The sequence below is a fragment of the Rhodococcus sp. NPDC127527 genome (genome assembly GCF_042672245.1).
Taxonomy (GTDB): Bacteria; Actinomycetota; Actinomycetes; order Mycobacteriales; family Mycobacteriaceae; genus Rhodococcus_G.
This window is the reverse complement of the sequence record NZ_JBHXVP010000006.1, coordinates 71037-89525: the sequence shown is the minus strand read 5'-3', so window position 1 is coordinate 89525 and position 18489 is coordinate 71037. Positions and strand designations below refer to the sequence as shown.

Annotated in this window: 19 protein-coding genes, 1 tRNA gene and 1 pseudogene; 9 read left to right on the top strand and 12 right to left on the bottom strand. The window is 68.9% G+C overall.

The features are described from left to right. Positions 1-15: 15 nt before the first annotated feature. Positions 16-669: a TetR/AcrR family transcriptional regulator gene (locus ACFVH2_RS12380; protein WP_378427851.1), complete on the bottom strand. Its 654-nt coding sequence runs from the start codon at positions 667-669 to the stop codon at positions 16-18. Positions 670-865: 196 nt separating this feature from the next. Here ACFVH2_RS12380 and ACFVH2_RS12375 point away from each other — a divergent pair, with 196 nt between their 5' ends. Then, a complete protein-coding gene (locus ACFVH2_RS12375; protein WP_378427905.1) occupies positions 866-1795 on the top strand; it encodes an oxygenase MpaB family protein in 930 nt (309 codons plus the stop codon). A 20-nt stretch (positions 1796-1815) separates the two neighbouring features. Here ACFVH2_RS12375 and ACFVH2_RS12370 read toward each other — a convergent pair whose 3' ends face one another. Further along, entirely contained in the window at positions 1816-3846 is a 2031-nt protein-coding gene (locus ACFVH2_RS12370; RefSeq protein ID WP_378427849.1) for a cytochrome c oxidase assembly protein, read from the bottom strand. A gap of 124 nt (positions 3847-3970) precedes the next feature. Here ACFVH2_RS12370 and ACFVH2_RS12365 point away from each other — a divergent pair. Continuing rightward, positions 3971-4047 (top strand) — tRNA-Arg (locus ACFVH2_RS12365). Between the two features lie 305 nt (positions 4048-4352). On the opposite strand, the gene ACFVH2_RS12360 is transcribed toward ACFVH2_RS12365, so the two are convergent. From ACFVH2_RS12360 to ACFVH2_RS12350, 3 genes and pseudogenes are all read right to left on the bottom strand, one after another. Beyond that, the gene (locus ACFVH2_RS12360) at positions 4353-4748 is read right to left on the bottom strand and encodes an Ltp family lipoprotein (protein WP_378427903.1); all 396 of its coding nucleotides are present in this window, start codon (positions 4746-4748) and stop codon (positions 4353-4355) included. Between the two features lie 336 nt (positions 4749-5084). Further along, positions 5085-5174, bottom strand: a pseudogene (locus tag ACFVH2_RS12355) (DUF2510 domain-containing protein); the annotation flags it as partial. Between the two features lie 198 nt (positions 5175-5372). Next, positions 5373-5849 (bottom strand): SRPBCC domain-containing protein, encoded by a 477-nt coding sequence (locus ACFVH2_RS12350; RefSeq protein WP_378427847.1) that lies wholly within the window; start codon positions 5847-5849, stop codon positions 5373-5375. Positions 5850-5865: 16 nt separating this feature from the next. Between ACFVH2_RS12350 and ACFVH2_RS12345 the strand changes: the two genes are divergently transcribed. The 3 genes from ACFVH2_RS12345 (at position 5866) to ACFVH2_RS12335 (ending at position 8039) form a co-directional block, all read left to right on the top strand. After that, a complete protein-coding gene (locus ACFVH2_RS12345; protein ID WP_378427845.1) occupies positions 5866-6192 on the top strand; it encodes an ArsR/SmtB family transcription factor in 327 nt (108 codons plus the stop codon). A 152-nt stretch (positions 6193-6344) separates the two neighbouring features. Further along, positions 6345-7265, top strand: coding sequence for an alpha/beta hydrolase (locus ACFVH2_RS12340; RefSeq protein ID WP_378427843.1), 921 nt, complete (start codon positions 6345-6347; stop codon positions 7263-7265). 633 nt (positions 7266-7898) lie between these two features. Then, positions 7899-8039: a hypothetical protein gene (locus tag ACFVH2_RS12335; protein WP_378427842.1), complete on the top strand. Its 141-nt coding sequence runs from the start codon at positions 7899-7901 to the stop codon at positions 8037-8039. Positions 8040-8091: 52 nt separating this feature from the next. On the opposite strand, the gene ACFVH2_RS12330 is transcribed toward ACFVH2_RS12335, so the two are convergent. Beyond that, complete coding sequence (locus ACFVH2_RS12330; protein WP_378427840.1) at positions 8092-9798, bottom strand: sulfatase-like hydrolase/transferase; 1707 nt, start codon at positions 9796-9798, stop codon at positions 8092-8094. Positions 9799-10233: 435 nt separating this feature from the next. On the opposite strand from ACFVH2_RS12330, the gene ACFVH2_RS12325 reads away from it, so the two are divergent. Next, the gene (locus tag ACFVH2_RS12325; protein ID WP_378427839.1) at positions 10234-10857 is read left to right on the top strand and encodes a hypothetical protein; all 624 of its coding nucleotides are present in this window, start codon (positions 10234-10236) and stop codon (positions 10855-10857) included. 17 nt (positions 10858-10874) lie between these two features. Here ACFVH2_RS12325 and ACFVH2_RS12320 read toward each other — a convergent pair whose 3' ends face one another. Together ACFVH2_RS12320 and ACFVH2_RS12315 are read right to left on the bottom strand one after the other, a co-directional pair. Continuing rightward, positions 10875-11042 (bottom strand): hypothetical protein, encoded by a 168-nt coding sequence (locus ACFVH2_RS12320; protein WP_378427837.1) that lies wholly within the window; start codon positions 11040-11042, stop codon positions 10875-10877. Between the two features lie 55 nt (positions 11043-11097). Continuing rightward, entirely contained in the window at positions 11098-12570 is a 1473-nt protein-coding gene (locus ACFVH2_RS12315) for an FUSC family protein (RefSeq protein ID WP_378427835.1), read from the bottom strand. Between the two features lie 73 nt (positions 12571-12643). Between ACFVH2_RS12315 and ACFVH2_RS12310 the strand changes: the two genes are divergently transcribed. After that, positions 12644-13153 carry a MarR family winged helix-turn-helix transcriptional regulator gene (locus ACFVH2_RS12310; protein ID WP_378427833.1) on the top strand — a complete coding sequence of 170 codons (510 nt, stop codon included), beginning with the start codon at positions 12644-12646 and terminating at the stop codon, positions 13151-13153. A 175-nt stretch (positions 13154-13328) separates the two neighbouring features. Here the strand turns inward: ACFVH2_RS12310 and ACFVH2_RS12305 are convergent, their stop codons facing one another. The 3 genes from ACFVH2_RS12305 to ACFVH2_RS12295 are packed head-to-tail and all read right to left on the bottom strand — an operon-like array spanning position 13329 to position 15849. Beyond that, positions 13329-13583, bottom strand: a complete 255-nt coding sequence (locus ACFVH2_RS12305; protein WP_378427831.1) for a hypothetical protein — start codon at positions 13581-13583, stop codon at positions 13329-13331. Continuing rightward, on the bottom strand, positions 13577-14770 hold the full coding sequence (locus ACFVH2_RS12300; protein ID WP_378427829.1) for a fatty acid desaturase family protein: 1194 nt from the start codon (positions 14768-14770) through the stop codon (positions 13577-13579). The genes ACFVH2_RS12305 and ACFVH2_RS12300 overlap by 7 nt, the downstream gene beginning before the upstream one ends. A gap of 41 nt (positions 14771-14811) precedes the next feature. Further along, on the bottom strand, positions 14812-15849 hold the full coding sequence (locus ACFVH2_RS12295) for a ferredoxin reductase (protein ID WP_378427901.1): 1038 nt from the start codon (positions 15847-15849) through the stop codon (positions 14812-14814). 232 nt (positions 15850-16081) lie between these two features. On the opposite strand from ACFVH2_RS12295, the gene ACFVH2_RS12290 reads away from it, so the two are divergent. After that, positions 16082-16708: a TetR family transcriptional regulator gene (locus ACFVH2_RS12290; protein WP_378427279.1), complete on the top strand. Its 627-nt coding sequence runs from the start codon at positions 16082-16084 to the stop codon at positions 16706-16708. Between the two features lie 72 nt (positions 16709-16780). On the opposite strand, the gene ACFVH2_RS12285 is transcribed toward ACFVH2_RS12290, so the two are convergent. Continuing rightward, positions 16781-17509, bottom strand: a complete 729-nt coding sequence (locus ACFVH2_RS12285) for an HNH endonuclease family protein (protein WP_378427281.1) — start codon at positions 17507-17509, stop codon at positions 16781-16783. Positions 17510-17965: 456 nt separating this feature from the next. Between ACFVH2_RS12285 and ACFVH2_RS12280 the strand changes: the two genes are divergently transcribed. After that, positions 17966-18451 carry a hypothetical protein gene (locus ACFVH2_RS12280; protein ID WP_378427283.1) on the top strand — a complete coding sequence of 162 codons (486 nt, stop codon included), beginning with the start codon at positions 17966-17968 and terminating at the stop codon, positions 18449-18451. The last annotated feature ends 38 nt before the right edge of the window (positions 18452-18489 follow it).

Sequence of the window (18489 nt, the reverse complement as noted above, 5' to 3'; positions counted from 1 at the left end):
CGTCGGACGGTCGTGCTAGGGCGCGGGACGACCCGTCACGGACCCGGCCAGCGCATGCGCGTAGGTCGCGAGTCGATCGCTCGTGTACGTGTCCGGGTCGCTGACCGCGAGCCTGCCGAGCATCTCCGCGAACGAGAGCATCGTGTGCGCGAGGAGCACCGGGTCCAGGCCCGCCAGGCGCGGCTCCAGCGCGATACCGACCCGCGCGAGATCCTCGGCGCGGCCCAGTACCGTGGCCCGGGAGGCGCGCAGGTGCTCGCGGTACTCACTCGGGGCATGGTCGGGTGCGGTGAGGATGAGCCCCCACCGGACCGGGTTCTGCAGTACGACGGAGACGAACGCCGACACCGTGCCCGCGTAGGCGGCGGTGGGCCCGAGGACGCTCAGGTCCGTCGGCATGTTGGCGAGCACCTGTTCGAGGGCGCGCCGGTTCTCTCGGTCGAGGAGTGCCGCGACCAGCTCGCCACGCGTGCGAAACACGGTGTACAGCACGGGTTTACCGACGCCCGCCTCGGATGCGACCGCCTCCATGCTGAGCTGGTGCAGGCCGACCCGGCCCGTCACCGCGAAGGCGGCGTCGAGCAACTGCTCCCGACGCTGCTCGGGCGGCAGCCGCGGCGCGTACCTGCGGCGAGACCGTCCGTCCGCGGTCGTACCCGCCTTCGTCATCCACTGCACCTCCGCGTCCACCCTACGGTCGCGGGCACCCGGTCCCGCCGTCGCCCGCCAATGCTACGCAACCGTTGTATTCGTGGACCACAATTGTTACGGTCGCGTTGTATTCACGACAGGGTGGCCCGCCGCCGCCCGGAAGCCGAGGGAGACGACCGAGATGACGGCCACACAGGACCCGACCTCCACCCGCATGCTGGCCGACCGCGGCTGGCCGTTCGACCCGTCCCGCCGACGCGAGGACCTCGGCTTCTTCGGCCCCGGATCACCGACGTGGAAGGTGTGGACCAGCCCGACCGCCCTGCTCGGCTTCCAGCGCGCGGTCACGCTCGAACACTTCGACCCCTTCCTGACCGCGGCGGTCGCCGATGCGCGCGGCATCTACCTCGATCCACGGGGTCGGCTCGACGGCACCCTCTCGTACTTCCTCATCGTCGCGGTCGGCGACAGCCGCTCGGCGATCGCGACGTCCGACCTGTTGATGCGGGTGCATGCCAAGGCCACCGGCATCGAACCGATCAGCGGCCAGCGCTACAGCGCCAACAGTCCCGAGAGCCAGCTGTGGATCCACGTGACCGGGTGGCACTCGGTGCTCAAGTGCTACGAGATGTTCGGGCCGGGTCCGCTGACCCCCGGGGAAGAGGACCGGTACTGGGCGGAGTGCGTGGTGGCCGCCGAACTGCAGACGTGCAAGAGCTCGGACGTCCCGCGGTCGCGGGAGCAGGTGCGCGAGTACTTCGAGTCGGTCCGGTCGCGACTGTGCGTCTCCGAGCCTGCGCTCGAGGGCATGCACTACCTACTGCGCACCCGGGGTGGGCGAGGGCGATGGCCGCTGTGGGCGATGAGCCGGGCGATGGCACCCGCGACCGTCTCCACCCTGCCCGCGTGGATGCGCCGGCTCGGCGATTTCGACCAGCCCACGGCGGTGGACCGGATCGTCGCTCCCCTGACCCGGGGCGCGGTTCGGGCGACCGCCACGCCGCGGGTGGAACTCGCGGTGATCAAGCGACTGCTACCGATGACACACGCGGTGCTCGACCAGCACTTCAACGGCGCCCCGCCGACACTGGCCGAGACCGTCACCCCGGCTCGCGCGCGCGAACTCGCGGCGGCCGGGGCCTGACGACCGGCTGGTGCCTCGCGCTACGAACCGGCCTCTCGGTCCCGGCGCGCGAGCTCGGCGAACATCGCGTTGTGCGCGGCGAGCTCGGCGTCGTCGTCGCGGTCGGCGGCGCGGTCCACCCGCTTGGCCGTCTTCTGGTCGGCCCGCGACCACTGCACCAGCAGTGCCAGCATCACCAGCACCAGCGGGATCTCGCCGGTCGCCCATGCCAGGCCCGCGCCGAGCCGCTGATCCCCGAGCAGGTCGTCGTTCCAGCCCAGCGCGAGCGCCCGGTAGAACCAGCCGCCGATCGCATCGGACGTCATCATCAACGCGACGCCGAAGAACGCGTGGAACGGCAGTGACCCGAAGACCATCGCGAGCTTGGTGATCGGCGTCAGGTTCCGCGGGGCCGGGTCGATACCGATCACGACCCAGTAGAAGAGGTACCCGCTGAGGATGAAGTGCAGGTTCATCAGCAGGTGCGCGCCGTGCGAGTCGACGGTCGCGTCGAAGATGCCACCCAGGTACAGGGCGTAGAAGCCGCCGACGAACAGCACCGACGCGACCAGGGGGTGGGTGAGGAAGCGGGAGACTGGACTGTGCAGGGCGGCCAGCAGCCACTCCCGCGGTCCCGGCACACCGTTCGGTCCGGCCGGCTTGAGCGCGCGCAACGCCAGGGTCATCGGTCCGCCGAGCACCAGCAGCACCGGCGCCAGCATGGACAGTGCCATGTGCCCACCCATGTGCACACTGAACATCGCGGTCGAGTACCGGCCGACGCCCGAGGACGTCGCGAAGAGCAGCACCAGGCAGCCCAGTAGCCACGCCACCGTCCGGCCCACCGGCCAGCTGTCGCCGCGCTTGCGCAGTCGTCGCACGCCGATCACGTACACCACCGCCGCGATGATCGCGGCGGTGCCGAAGACAAGGTCGAAGCGCCAGTCGAAAAGCAGGCGGGCCACCGTCGGCGGGCCGTCGAGGTTGTAGCCCAGCTGCACCTCGGCGGGCGTCGGCTGCAGGTCCACCGGCGGCGGCGGCGTCCGGCCGAGGCCGACGGCGATGCCGATGGTCGCGGCGAACACGAGCGCCTCGACTCCCGCGAAGCGGATCAGGGCCCCCCGGGAGGTGGGGTCGGCGGCCAGCGCGGGCAGCGCCCGGCGACGCTGCGCGAAACCGATCACGCCGAGCACCACCAGCGCGACCGTCTTCGCCACGAGCAACCAGCCGTACGTGCTGGTGAACAGGTCGGCGAGGGGCAACCGGACGAGGCCGTTGACGACGCCGGAGATCGCCATGATCACGAAGGCCACGGCCGCCAGCGCGGAGAACCGCCGGGCCGCCACGTCGGTGTACGCACCGCGTCGGCGGGCGTGTGCCAGCAGCGCGATCAGGCCGCCCGCCCACAGCGAGGCCGCGATCAGGTGCCAGAGCAGGCTGTTGGTCGCGACATCGTGCGAGCCGCCGGCCGAGGAGTGCCCGGTCAGGGCGAGCGGGATCAGGGTCGCGATGCCGAGCAGCAGCAGCACCGGCGTCCAGCCCCAGCGCAGCACCACCCGGGTGCCGACCGCGAGGAGCACCGCCAGGATCGCCGTGTTGCGCCAGGCCCCGGCGAGCTCGATCTGCGGGATCGCCTTCCAGAGGTTCTGTGGCTGCAGCGCGGTACCGAGGGGCTGGCCCGAGGTGTCGGAGACCGTCAGCGGGACGAGGACCAGCGCGCAGGCCGCCCACACGATCGCAGCGTTCGAGGCGATCCGCACCGCGCGGTAGCCGTCGACGTCGAGCACGCCGCTGCGCTGCGGCGGCACCAGGAAGGCGGCCAGCAGCAGCGACCCGATCGCGATCACCGCCGCGACCTCGCCCGCGGCCTTGACCGCGGGCAGTCCGTACGTGGTGAGCGGCCCGGGGTCGGGGATGCCCAACCGGATCAGCGCCTCCGAGGCGGTCAGCCCGACGACGATCGCCGCGACCAGCCCGGCGATGATCCCGAGCGTGACGAAGATGGGAACCGAGGACTCCCCTGCCTTGCGGGTCGGCGGCGTGTCGGAGGGGGCGAGCTCGGGTGTTGCCATGACTACCAGGGTAGGAGGCGGCGGCGAGTGCACTTCGATCAGGTTCGCGGGGCCCCACACCCGCGCCTGGACGGAACGACCCCCGAGAGCCGGTAGACTCCTGAGCCGATCCCACGGGGATCATGCCTCCGTAGCTCAGTTGGATAGAGCAAGAGCCTTCTAATCTCTAGGTCGCAGGTTCGATTCCTGCCGGGGGCACCAGTTGACCAGGTCAGCACCACCAATGGTGGCGACGGAGGTAGCCGTCAGGATCTCATCCCACAATCTTCCCGCCAGTTTCGACAGCCTCGACACACACGGGATCGTTGGGTTCGTCACGCCCGGGAGCCGGCGCGAAGGTGCCGTGAATCACAACGGCATCCCCTCACCGATCCGGACACCGGTCGCCTCGATCCGCCCGGGCGCGTGCGGGCGTAGGCAGGACCTCCACCGCCTGCTACAGCGAGATCATCGGTCACGTGCATCGGCGCGCCGGGGAGCTACTCGACACGTCTTGCGCGGACTTGTCAGTACGCCGCGTTGGCTCCGTACTCAGCCTGCGCACTCGTGAAGCCTTCGTACTCCAGTTGCTCGATCAGTCCCGACAGAGAGAACGACGTCATGTCCAGGTACTGCTTGGCACTCCGAGCAGCCTGCTTGTTCCAGTCCACGTTCAAACTGTCGACCGCGTACGTCGCATCCGCGGCGGAGAAGTCTTCGTACTCGAGCTGTTCGATCAGCCCACTGCGGGAGAAGGCACTCATGTCGATGTACTGCTGGGCGGACCGGACGGCGTTCCGCTGACCGGAACTGATCTGCGGCTTGGCCGGGACGGCCGCGGGCGCGGGTGCGGGCGCGGGCGCCCGGTACGTGGTGGCCGCGGGGACCTCTGCCTTGCTGAGTGACGGGGCAGGAGCGGGCACCTCGTATGTGGTGGGCGCTGGTACGTCCGCCTTGCTGGACGACGGGGCCGGAGCGGGCGTCTGGGAAGTGGTGGTCCTCTGTGATGTGGTGGTGGGTGTGCTCAGCGCAGCTACCCCGTGTGGGTCAGTGTCTCCACCATTTGCCAGAATGCCGAGCACGAAGACCACTCCGACCACTCCGACCGCTCCGGCGATCCACTTCTTCTTGCTCTTCGTCGGCTCGACGGACTCGGGCTGCCGCTCGCCCGTGTTCACGGATGGTTCGTCTCGTTGGGTGGCAGGCTGCGAACCGGCTGCGTATGGGTGCGTAGGCGGCGCGACGAACGCCGTTCGGGGTCGGGTGTTCTCAGTCCATGTCGCCCCGTCCCACCAGCGTTCGGCGGTTGGGTCAGCGGGGTCGGGGTGCCAGCCTGCGGGAGGGTTCATCGGAAGTCCGTTCTGCTGATGTATTCGACCACCGGCGTCGGGCGCGTCCATTGACCAGCGAACCGGTGGATTGCCAGCGGTAGTTCAACGGATTTCTAGCAGACGATCCTGACTGTCATTCGGTTGGAGGACAACGCATTCCGAGTCCACACCAGGATACTGGCAATTGCCTGGGCGTGTTGAACGGCCCCGACACTGCTACTTGTAGAAACCGTCGCGCAGGTTGATGCCGTGTTCGACCCAGACCTTCAGTGCGGCGAGCATGCCAGTCCAGCCCTGGCAGTTTCCGAACGCGTGCGTGGCGCCCTCGCTGGTTGGCAGCCAGGCGGATTCGGTGATCGTCACGAGGGTGCGGGTGTCATCGTCGACGGGCTCGAACTCGAACGTGGTGGTGGTCTTCCCGGTGTCGCCGGCGGTCGCGGTGCCGGCCCACTCGATGACGATCCGCCGGGGTGGCCGAGCCTCGACGACGGTGACGGGGAACGCGCCCGGGAAGTCGTGGAAGTCCCAGGTGACCTCGGTGCCCGCTTCGAGGCGACCGCGCGCGCCACCGGTGGTGAAGTACTTCGAGAGCTGCTCGGGGTCGGCGACGGCCTCGTACACCTCGACGCAGGGGCGTGATACGTGACCGGAGACCGTGAATGCGAGCTCCGTCAGGGCGGTCGAGTCATTCATGTTGTAATTTTACAACATGAATGTGGACCGCGGCGAGGGCGCGGACGACGACCGGGTCTTCAAGGCGCTGGCCTCCCGAACCCGACGCCGGATGCTCGACGTCCTCAAGGACTCTCCCTGCACGACCGGCGAACTGTGTGCGCACTTTCCCGAGATCGACCGCACGACGGTGCTGCAACACCTTCGGGTGCTCGAGCGGGCGGCACTGGTCACCGGACGCAAGGCGGGACGCGAACGGCAACTCGCACTGGCACCGATGCCGATCAAGCGGATCCACGACCGCTGGATCGGCGAATACACCCGCGCTGCCGTCGAACTGCTGCACCGACTCGGCGGCGAATGACGGACCGTATCGGGGCGTCCGCCCGGCAGCGACCTCGCAACAAGCGGGGGACGGTCCATTCGCCTTCACGTTCGCGATGGCCCGTTTCGCCGTTGACACCCAAGTCGGACGACATCCACGCCTCGTCCGCCGACGCTGATTAGGATGCGCTCGTGCCGCTACGACTACCTCTACTGCCCACCACCCGACCCACCCGGACCCTGCTCCTCGCCGCGCTCATCGCGATGCCCGTGGCCACCGGATTCTCCGCACCGGCCCTCGCATCGGTGCCCGCGGCCGGCGCCGCGGCGCCGGCGGCTCCCGCTGCTCCGGAACGGCAGTCCGTCAGCGAGCGCTACGCGGCCGCCGGCATCCACGCCGTCACATCGGTCGCGGCGCCCGGATACCAGGTGTTCCACCCCGCCGACATCGCCACCAGCCCCGACCGCCATCCGGTGGTCACCTTCGGCAACGGCAGCTACGCGACCTACGAGCAGTACGAGGAGTTGCTGCGTCACCTGGCCTCCTGGGGCTTCGTCGTCGTGGTCGCCGACAGCAGCGTCACCGGCGACGGCACCGAGATCCTGGCGGCAGCGCGCTACATCCTCGCGCAGAACGACAACCCGGAGAGCGTCTTTCACGATCGCATCGACGTCGCTCACGTCGCCGCCGTCGGACATTCGCAGGGCGCCGGGGGCTCGATCAATGCCAGCACAAACTCCGACGGACTCATCACCTCCACCGCCGTACTCGACCTGCCCGATCCCTGGTGGGCCTCTCGACCCGTCGACGTGATCGACGTGGCCCGACTGACGGGACCGGTGTTCTACCTGACCGGGTCCGACGATCCGGTCTCGACGGCCATACCGCAGGCCGCCTATCACGCCGTGAGCCCGGTGCCCGCGGCCCGCGGCCGCCTGCTGGGCGTGGGGCACAACTGGCCCACCGACGGCGGCGGATTCCGCGGGTACCTCACCGCGTGGCTGCGCTTCACCCTCACCGGCGACACCGACGCCGCCCGCGCGTTCGTCGGTCCGGCGCCGGAGCTGCTGGCCGATCCACGGTGGGACGGGACCGCGGTCAAGGGTTGGTGAATCGACGGTTCCGGGAGTCACGGCGAACTCGACTCTGACGAAACCGTCCCCCCTGGTGCCGGAGAGGTGATTCCCCTATCCCGCGACGGTCCCCGTACTTTCCCCTAATCTGCTGCGGAACCGTTCCCATCCGAGACCGCGGCCGGTAGAAATTAACTCGATGGCGCTGCCGGACCCCCGACCCGGCGGCGCCATTTCCATGTCCGTCGCAGACGTCGACGCCACCCCACCGCGAGACACTCGTCCCCGGACTTCCCTTGCTGTACACCGTAAATCGGCCTTGACATGCGAAGGCGTGCCCGCCGAAACCGGATCGAGTCAACCGCGTCGCAATCCCACGAAGTGATGTGCAACACTTCGTGGCCCGAGGACGATAGTCCTGGGTGAGGTGAGTCTCATGGCAGGACAGTGCACCGACCGGTCCGGTCGACCCGACATCGAGAGCGTGGCGGCTCTCCCCTGCCGCTCGCCACCGCTTTCCGCCGCCACGGCGACGACGGCATCACCCCGCGCGCGGTCGCGGGGATCGACGATCCGTCGCCGCACTCGTCGACGGGTGCGCACCCCGGTATGCGCCCGACGCGATCGACGCCGCGTCACCAAGCACGACCCGATAGTGAAGGCGATACCAAGATGGACATTCTCACCAGCCTGGTCAATGTACTGGGCGAACTGATGACCGTGATGGGCAAGATGCAGGGCGGCCAAGGCGGTCAGGGCGGCGGCCTCCTCGGCGGAGGAAGCACCGGGAGTCTCGGCGGCGGAAGCCTCTAGCAACCAACCGGCCACAAGGCCCTCGGCAACCCCGCCGAGGGCCTTCGCCATGTCAGCCCGGCGGCGTCGTCCCGGTCGCCGCCATCTTCGCGTAGAGCTTTCCGTGCATCTGCGCCTGCAGGTCCGGTCGGTAGTGACCGATGTTCGCGGGATCGGCGAGGTTGTGCAGCTCCTGCGGATCCGCCTGCAGGTCGTACAGCTCGTACTGCGACGGCGCGATCCGGGCGGGGTCGAAGTACATCACGTACTTGTACCGCCCCTCGCGGATGCATCGCAGGTGGTTCGGCTGCGTGACGATGAACTGACCGTCCGGGGTGGCGCAGTTCTGGTCGTCGTAGGTGAACAGGACGTTGTCCTGCACCGTCGCGGTCGGCGACGCCGGATTGGCGACGGCGTCGTCGATCACCGGGGTCAGGTCGGTTCCGAGGAAGTTCCAGGCGCCGCGGCCGGCGACACCGGCGAGCGTCGCCAGCGTCGGCAGCACGTCGATCAACGACGCGAGGGCGCCGGTCCGCACCGGCTGCGGGAACATGACCGGATTGCTGATCACCAGCGGCACGCGCAGCGTCTCCTCGTAGGCGTTGAAGATCTTCTGCCGCAGTCCCCCGTGCGAGAGGCCCATCTCCCCGTGGTCGGAGAAGCGGACGATCACCGTCTTGTCGACCAGGCCCGGTTTCGCCTCGAGCGCGTCGAGCACGCTGCCGATGTGCCGGTCGACGACCTTCTGCAGGTACCCGTAGAAGTTGACGTAGTTGTGCGCGGACTGCGGGCCCAGCAGCGGGCCGAGTCCGGCGGCCAGCAGGACCTGCGACTGCACCTGCGCGGTGGGTTTGAAGTTCGTCAGCAGCGACTCGTCGATGGTGGGCGGCAGGTCGATGCCCTGCTCGAAGCAGCCCGGCGCCGCGGAACCGTAGTTGTCGCAGTCGCCCTCGACCGCGTTCCAGGTCTGCGGATACGCCAGCAGGTCGTGCGGATTGGCCATCGACACCACCAACGCGAACGGGGTGTCACTGTGCGGGTCAACGGAATTGAGGAACTCCACCGCCTCGTCGGCGATCTTCTGGTCCCGGTTGGCGCAGCCGCCACCGAAGTTCGCGGGATTGGTGTCCTGCCCCGCCTCCGGCGGCTGCCAGCCCTTGAACCCGTACTCGGCGACATCCTCGGTGCTCGCGTCGCCGCCGTCGGCGCCCTTGCTCATGTGCCACTTGCCGCGGAACTGGACGTCGTAGCCCGCCGCGGCCAGGACGCGGGCCATGTTCTGGGTCGCCGTCGAGAGCACCGGTTCGGTCGGCGAGACCGTCCCGCCCGTGGTCAGCGTGGCGACGACGCCGTGCTGCGCGGGGTACAGCCCCGTGAAGAACGTGCTGCGACTCGGCGAGCACATGGCGGCCGAGCAGAAGGCGTTGTCGAAGGACAGTCCGTGATCCGCGATCCGTTGCCGGTTCGGCAGATTGCGCTCGGACCATCCCGGCGGCCAGTACATCGGCGGGCGCTCCTGGTCGGTGATCAGGATCAGCATGTTCGGACGCGCGGGCAGCTTGCCGGCGACCGCCCGGGGCGCCGGTTTCGACTGCGCTGCACCGGATTCCGCGACGACACCGGCAACCATGCCCGCGGCGAGCAGAGCGCCCGCCCCGCCGAGGAAGGTGCGTCGCGGCACTTCGGTTCCGGCCGTGTCGCCATGGGCGGCCGCCGGATCCGGCTCGACCGGTGGCGTGTGATTCGACGCGGTCGCCGGGTCCGTCGCGGGTGTCGGCATGGCGAGTTCCTCCTCGAAACGAAGCGGAAATGCAGTGGACGTGGACGGTCGATCAACACGTGTGCGCTTGCGCAGGTTACCAATTCGGACGAAGGGTCCGTGACGGTTCGGATGGTCCGGCATCACCGATTCCGCCTGCGGGCCGCCCGCGCCCGCGGTACAGTCGAACTCTGGTTTTCGGCGACCCTCCGAGGAGCGCTATGGAAGCAGACCGAGTTGCGGGCACCGTCACCTGTGCCGCACGGCATACGTAGGTTCTCGCTCGACGCGAGCTAGCTCGCGAATTCTCTGATGTGGGACGACCGCACCGTGGTGCGGCGCCCAAGGGTCGGGCCCAGGCATCGGGCCCGTCGTCGTGTCCGACTGAACTGTCGGGTCCGGAACACCGTCGAGATCAAAATGGGGATCGCCATGAAAATGGCCAAGGCACTTGTCATGCCAGTGATCGTCGCTGCCGCACTCGGATCAGGAGTTGCGACCGCGGCCGCGCAACCAGCGTTGCCGCCGTTGCCTGCACTGCCCGAGCTGCCGACGGTCCCGCCCCCGCCGCCGCTCCCGGCACTCGAGCTTCCCAGCCCGCAGCTTGCCGACCTGCCCCAGCTGCCTCCGCTACAGCTACCCACGCTACAGCTGCCGGCGCCGCAGCTACCGGCGCCGCAGCTCGTCGATCTTCCGCAGCTACCGGCCCTGCCACCGCCGCCCCAGATCCCCGGCCTGCCGCAGATTCCCGGCCTGCCCGGCGGCCCGCCGCCGCCCTCGACGGCGGAGGTCAGCGACATGTTCGCGCAGCGCGCCTGGCCCGACAACCCGGCCAAACGTGAGTCCTTCCAGACCATGGCGAACGAGGTCAACATCGGCTGGGCCAACGGCGGCCAGCAGAAGATGATGGTCGGCTCCGTCGTGGGCCTGCTGATCGGCTGCGTGTCGATCTTCCCGAACTTCATGGCCGGCTGCATGATCGGCAACGTCGTCGGCGCCGGCATCGGCGCCCTCATGGGCATCGACGAGGGCAACCCCAAAGCGCGACCGTCGGTGGAAAAGTTCCTCGCCACGCCGTGACGGCGGTGGGCGCCGGATCAGGCGGCGCCCTTGCGCACGACGGTCAGTTTCGACAGCCGCGAGGAGATCCTCCGGTCCTCGCCGTCGCGCAGCAGCGCGATGCCCGACCGGACCTCCTCCACGACCCAGGTGCCTGCCGTGTCCGATATCTGGACCAGGTCTCCGGCCTGCACACTCCCGCTCATCGGATCATCGCCTCCACGCTCGACGGGCACGCTCGACGACCGCGCCGCTCAGTTTTCAGGTACGACCAATCTTGACATCTTCCCCGGCATCGGCGGCAGCGGATGCCGGAAGATGCTGCCGGTCCGAACGGCTGATGGTCACGGCGGCGACGGTGACACCCACCGCCACGCCGATCAGGGTGTCCACCACGCGGCTGACGCCGATGTCGGGCGCGAGGTTCGTCCCGAGGCCAACCATGAGCAACGCCATCGGGGTGACCGAGAGCGAGGTCAGTGCGTAGTTCCGGGCAGCCGTCAGCTCCGCGGTCACCTGCAGCACCACGATGACGATCACCGTCTGCCAGTACCCGAGGCTCGCCGCGATCAGCATCGCCGCGACGAGAGCGCCTCCCACGTTGCCGAGCAGCCGCTGGATCGCCCGTTGCACGGTCATCGCGTAGGAGACGCCCTGCATCGCGGCCATGGCGCCCATCGACGCCCAGAGCGGATGGTCGAGCCCGACCGCCGCGGCGAACCAGCCTGCGAAGGCCGAGGCGAGGGCGATCCGGGCCGCATTGCCGAGGACCATGCGTGAGCGCAGCCCGGACAGCCCGATCTCCACGAAACCCTCCGGCCGCGGCAGCGCGGACACCTCGATCTCGGCATCACCGTCGAAGATCGTGCTGCGCCGCTTGACCTTCCGCAGTTCGGCCTCGTGCCGGACCACGTCGCGCAGCAGCCCCGGATCGCCCGCCTGCCAGTCGTCGACCGCAGACTCGGCGTCGTCGAGCAGCGCGACCAGGTCTCGGTGGTGCCGCGACGTATCGCCCCGAACACCGCTGAGCGCCAACTTCTCCCGAGCGTGTGCGATCGCGGCTCGGGCCGGTTCGACCGACGCGCCACGCTCGAGCCCGGCGACCGCCGAGAGTGCCCGCGCGACAGCCAGCCGCGCCGGGCCGAGGGGCAACACCAGCAGGTGCGCCGCCTGCGCGAGCAAGGCCACCGCAGCCCCGGCCGCGGCGGCCAGGCATGCACGGGCGAGGTCGCCGGGCGCGGTGACGTACCCGACCGCGGCGGTGGCGGCGAAGACGAGGATCACCGGACCCGGGCCGGTGATCCGGAAGGCCGACACCGCGGCCGCGGCGAGCGCGGCACCGACGGACATGAGCGCGACCTCCGCCCACATCGGCGGGTGCGCGAGCGCGAGCAGTCCGCCGCCGGCCACGAAGGCGACGACGAGGGCGCCGACGAGCGTCACCTTGGCCGTGACCCGGACCATCGGTTCGTGCCGGGCGAAGGCGGAGGCCAGCGCGCCGAGCACCGCGAAGCCTGCGTACTGCCGCAGGTCCAGCAGTCCGCAGCCGACGAACACCAGCGCGGCGGCGATACCGACGCGGATCGAGGCAGCGACGGTCGCGTCGGCCGGCCGCATCTCGAAGGCTCGCCGCCAGGTGGCAGCGGACACCGAGTGCGCGAGGGCGCCCCCGGAGTGCCGCAGCCGGGCCGCGGGCACGGGCGGGTTCTGGACGTCGGCAGTCGCGGTAGGCACGTTCCCATCATAGATGTATTTCACTTGTAAAATACATCTGAAATAGTGTGAACCCGGTCGCTAGGATGACCGCATGGGCGACACCGACACCTCCCCCGACTTCGTCGACGGCGTTCGAGTCGAATGGGCCCGGACCTACCCACAGGTGGACACCGCCCCGATCGAGGTGATCGGTCGCGTCAACCGGATCAGCTCGCTAGCGCTGCACCAGCTCGACCGTGCCCTCGCGCCGACCGGCGTCACCCGCGTCGAGTTCGAGATCCTGTGCGCCCTCGCTCGCGCCGACCGCCCGCTCCGCGCCAGCGAGGTGACCGCGGTGACGATGACGAGCGGCGCCTCGACCACCAAGCACGCCGACCGGCTGACGAAGATCGGACTGCTCGAAAGGCTGCCCTTCGAGCGGGACGGCCGCGTGGTGCTGCTGCAACTGACCCCGGCAGGGCGCGACCTCGTCGAGGCCGAACTGCCCAGCCGCGTCGAACGAGAGCGCCGGCTCCTGGACGGACTCGACGAGCGCGAGCGGCGGGCGCTCGCGGATCTGCTTCGGCGGGTGTCCCGTAACGCCGAGGCTTCCGCACCCTGAGGCGGCGGCCGCTAGCGCCTCGTGCTCGAAGTCCGTTGATGGTTGCCGGGGATCCACGTGGATGCATCGGAAGGCGGAGGAGTCCCAGGTAGCGGTGTTCTACCTGGGACTCCGACAACGCAGCGAGGCGCCGCGCGGGCCCTGGCATCCGCGAGAAGACTTCGGGCGCGGGGCGCTAGGTCCGAGGTTCGGGCTCCCCCGCGTCTGGTTCGCCATCGGAATCCGCACGGGTGGCCGTCCGGTCCTCGTCGGCCCGCGCCCTCTTCGCCGCCTCGCTCATCTCGATGCCGTCACTGATCCAGTCGCCGATCTCGCGGGTGACGTCCCGCACGGCGCCCGCGATGATCATCGCGATCCTGCCGACATGGGTGGCACCGGACTCCGTCAACTCCTGCACGGTGTCCTTGCGTCGCTCGAACTTGCTCACCATGGGACGCGTACCTCTCCGGCTGCGGCCTTCTGACGTTCGACGATAACACCGGGCGGCGGTGTCGAACCGGTGAGAAAGTCGGGCAACGCGAGCTTGAAGATCTTGGCCCAGACGGAGCCGATCTGCCGGAAGAAGCCGCCGGTGTTGTAGGGCAGGCCATGCTTCTCGCAGAGCGCCTTCACCTGCGGCGCCATCTCCGGGTACCGGTTGGCGGGGATGTCGGGGAACAGGTGGTGCTCGATCTGGTGCGAGAGGTTGCCGGACATGATGTGGAACAGTCGGCCGCCCTCGATGTTGGCGCTGCCGAGCATCTGGCGCACGTACCACTGCCCGCGGGTCTCCTCGGCGGTCTCCTCCTCGGTGAAAGTCTGCACACCGGTGGGGAAATGACCGCAGAAGATGATCGAGTACGTCCACACGTTGCGCACCAGGTTCGCGCCGGCGTTGCCCAGCAGGGTGGTCACGAACAGCGGTCCGGTGAGCACAGGGAAGACGACGTAGTCCTTGAGCACCTGGCGGCCCGCCTTGCGCCGCATCCCCTGCAGCAGCGGCTTGACGTCGCGCCACGTGCGTTTGCCCTTGATCACGTTCTCGGTCTCGAGGTCGTGCAGCATGACGCCCCACTCGAAGAGCATCATCAGCGCGAACGCGTACACCGGGTTGCCCAGGTAGTAGGGGTGCCACTTCTGCCCCTCGTCCATGCGCAGGATGCCGTAGCCGATGTCGCGGTCGCGGCCGACGATGTTCGTGTAGGTGTGGTGCATGTAGTTGTGCGAGTGACGCCACTGGTCGGCAGGGCACACGGTGTCCCACTCGAAGACCCGGGAGTTCAGCCCGGGCTCGCGCATCCAGTCGTACTGGCCGTGCATGACGTTGTGGCCGATCTCCATGTTGTCGAGGATCTTCGAGATCCCGAGCGCACCCACCGCCGCCAGCCAGAACGGGGGCAGGAAGCCGAGGTACATCAGGCCGCGCCCGGCGACCTCGAACCCCCTTTGCGCCTTGATGATCGAGTAGATGTAGTCGCGGTCCTTCGCGCCGAGGTCGGCGACGACGCGGGCGCGCAGCTCGTCGAGTTCGCGGCCGATGTCCTCGACCTGCTCGTAGCTGAGCACGACGGGGTCCGCGGGAGTGACGTTCCTCGCGCCACCCAGCAGGGGCAGCGACGAGAGGGAAAGGCCGAACATGGGAGTTCTCCTCGGTCGGTGGGATTCGAGTGGTCGACGACTCAGATGTCGAGGCAGACGTCGCCGACCGGCGCGCTGACGCACAGCTGGATCGGCTGGTCCGGGTCGGAGTCGAGTTCGCCGGTGCGCAGATTGCGGGTGCAACCTGAGGTCTTGACTGCGGTACAGGTGAAGCAGATACCCATCCGGCAGCCGAATTCGGGTGTCAGACCCGCAGACTCGGCCTGCTCGAGCAGGCTCGCCCCCGAGTTGTCCGCGGTGACGCCGGACGCGGTGAACGACACCTCGCCGGTCGCCTCGTCGTCGACCGGCGCGAGAGCGGGCGCGAACTCCTCCATGTGCAACCGGCCACCGAGTCCGAGAGCGTCGAAATGCTCACGCACCGAACGCATCAACCCAGGCGGACCGCACAGGTAGGTCTGCCCCTCGGCGTACCACGGTGCGGCCGCGTCCACATGGTCGCGGCCGAAGAACCCGCGCAGGTCGCCGTTCTCGGAGTGGGTGTAGGCCAGGAGCAGTCGCAGGTTCTCGTGCCGGGCTGCCAGGTCGGCCAGCTCGTCGCGGTAGGCGACGTCGTGCTCGGTGTCCGCGTAGTGCAGGAAGGCGACCTCGCCGGCATGACCCTCGTCGAGCAGGGTCCGCAGCATCGACATCACCGGAGTGATCCCACTGCCGCCGCTGATCAGCAGGACCTTCCCGGGACGCTCGGCCGGGAGTCGGAACACCCCGTCGGCCTGCGAGAGGCCGACCACCAGGCCGACCTCGGCGTGCCGGTACAGGTGCTGCGAGACCAGCCCCTGAGGGTGCGCCTTGACCGTGAGTTCGATGCGGCCGTCGGCGCGGTACTGCGAGCACGCCGGCGAGTAGCAGCGGGTGTGCCGGACGCCGTCGACGACGACGCCGACCTGGACGAACTGGCCGGCCGCGAAGCCCTCCCACTGCCGGGTCGGCCGGAGCGTGAGGGTGACGGTGTCGGCGGTGGTGCGGCGCACCTCGGTGACCTCTGCGCGCAGGTCGCGCACGGTGGCCATGGGGTTGACGAGTTCGAGGTACCGGTCGAGTTGATGCGGCGTGGCCATCGCCTCGAGCAGCGACACCAGCGACGGCCGGCGCGAGCGGGTTCGGGTCTGCACGGTCACTGCAACCTCCTGCGGTGGGCCTGTGGCGAACGGTTGATCCGTTTTTCAGTGCACAGTTGTACACAAACAAGTGTGACAGGAAGTCCCAGGTAGATGTCAACCCCCACTTGCGTGTGACGGCGATTACAGGGGCAGTGCACTACCGGACGGTGTACAGACATACACTCGAACTGTGACCGAGCCCGAAAGTCGAGCCGAACGCAAGGAACGCACCAGGCAGGCGCTCCTCGACGGCACCCTGGAACTGCTCGAGGAGCGCGGCTTCGCAAGCCTCAGCCTGCGCGAGGTGGCCCGCTCGGCGGGCATCGTCCCGACCGCCTTCTACCGGCACTTCGCCTCGATGGACGACCTCGGCGTGGCACTGGTGGAGGACAGCATGCGCATGCTGCGCCGGATGCTCCGCGAGGCCCGGCGCGACCCGAGCACCAAGAACGCGAGCGCGTCGTTGGACATCCTACTCCGGCAGGTGCGGGCGCACGAGGGCCAGTTCCGCTTCCTCAGCCGCGAGCGCTACGGCGGCGTCACCGAGGTACGCCGGGCGATCGCGGCGGAGCTACGGCTGTTCGCGAGCGAGCTCACCATCGACCTCTCGCGCATGCCCGCGCTCGCGAGCTGGGAGGTCGAGGACCTGGAGATGGCGGCCGACCTGATCGTCGGGGTGATGATGTCGACGGTGATCGACCTGCTCGAGGTGGACCACCCCGGCGGCCGCGAGGAGCGGGCGGTGATCGATCGGGCCGAGCATCAGCTGCGGCTGATCATGATCGGCATGGGCGGCTGGCGACCGACGACGCGATGAACGGGGGTTCAGTGGTCGGTTTCGGGATCGATCCGACCACTGAACCCCCGTTCAATCAATTTCGGACGGCGGTCAGCAGGAGCCGAGCTGACGGACGATCGCGTCCTTCTCCGACTGGGTCACCCACAGCCTGTAGGCGGCCTTGACCTCCACCTGCTTGGCGACGTACGTGCAGCGGTACGACTTGTTCGACGGCAACCAGGTCGCCGCGTCACCGTCGGACTTCTGCTGGTTGGCCGGTCCGTCGACGGCGAGCAGGTTGCGCGGATCGTTGGCCAGGTTGCGGCGGGTGTCGGCGTCGAGCTGCTGGGCACCCTTCTGCCACGCGTCGCTGAGGGCGACCACGTGGTCGATCTGCACCGCGGTCGAGGTGTCCTGCCCACGGGTGAACTGGATCTGCTTGCCGGTGTACGGGTCGTTCAGGGTGCCGGTGAGCACGATGCACTGCTTCTTGCCGGCCTTGTACGTCTTGTTCGTCAGGTCGCGGTCGAGGATGTCGTTGCGGGTGTCGCAGCCGTTGTGCCCGCCCGCGACGGCGACGTCGTCCGACCACGCCTGCCCGAACTCGTCACGGCTGTAGCCGGTCTTGGGCGCGCGGCCCTTGACTGCCAGCGTGTCGAGCAGAGCCAGGGTGGCGGACTGGTCGGCCGGCTGCCCGCCGCCCGAGCTACCGAAGTCCGAACTGCCGGTCGACGCGGCGTCGGCCTCGGCGAGCTGCGCGCTGCAGCCGGTGAGGGTCAGTGCGGCCGTACACGCGGCGATCATGATCAGTCGCGGGCGGGCCACAGTGTGGAAACTCAAGGGGGAACTCCTTACTCGGGATCAGACCGAGAGGAGTATGCCCCCGACCGCACCCCGTCGAGCGCACGCCACGCTGCGGAAGTCATTGGGGTGACGCATATTACGAGGATCGAGGGCGGACCCACACTCCGGAACGGCGACCACCCGCCCGGCCGTGGTCGGGGCAGGCGAGTGCCGCCGTGGATGCGAGGGCATGAACAACCCGGCAATCCGACAATACGGACGGCACGAACTGGACGGTCTTCATGCTCTTCACCTGCAGCTCGAGCGCAATCAGTGACGACAGTCACACGCATTGACAGCGACCCCGGACATCCCCTTAACTAAGCCTGCCCTCACGAAGGGCAGCCTTAGATAATTCGCAGCACCGTCAGCCCCGGCCCCCTCCGGCCGCCTACGGGCTTCCCGTTCACCGCGCACCTCGATGCGCGGTGCGATCGAAAAGGATCCCCTCACATGTCTTCGTTCAGCATGCGCCGCATCGCCGGTGCCGCGTCCGTCGCCGGCATCGCCACCCTCGCCATGGTCGCGAACCCCGCCCTCGGCTCGGCCGCCGTCACCGGCTCCTCGACGGTGACCAACAGCGCCGGCACCATCACGGTCGCACTGCACGACATCGCCACCACCGAGGCCCTCAATCACTGTGAGGCACAGATCTTCCCGTTCGACGCCGCGGTCTACGACAAGACCACCCGCGTCGACGAGATCACGTACCCCGGCTTCACCGGCGGCGCCGCAACCGGCACCTCGATCGCGCTGAAGGCCGGCACCTATGCGGTGATCACCCAGTGCAAGGAAGGCGCCTCGACCAACCCGTACGTCAAGCTCGGGTCCGTGGCGAAGGTGACCCTGGCCGGCGACCCCACGAACCCCGGCGGCGGCACCGGCAGCGCGGACTTCAGCCCGGCGGCGCTGCTGCAGCTGCTCGGCTTCGCCAGCTGACAACCGACCGCGGTGGGTGGTGTTCGGGGACGCCACCC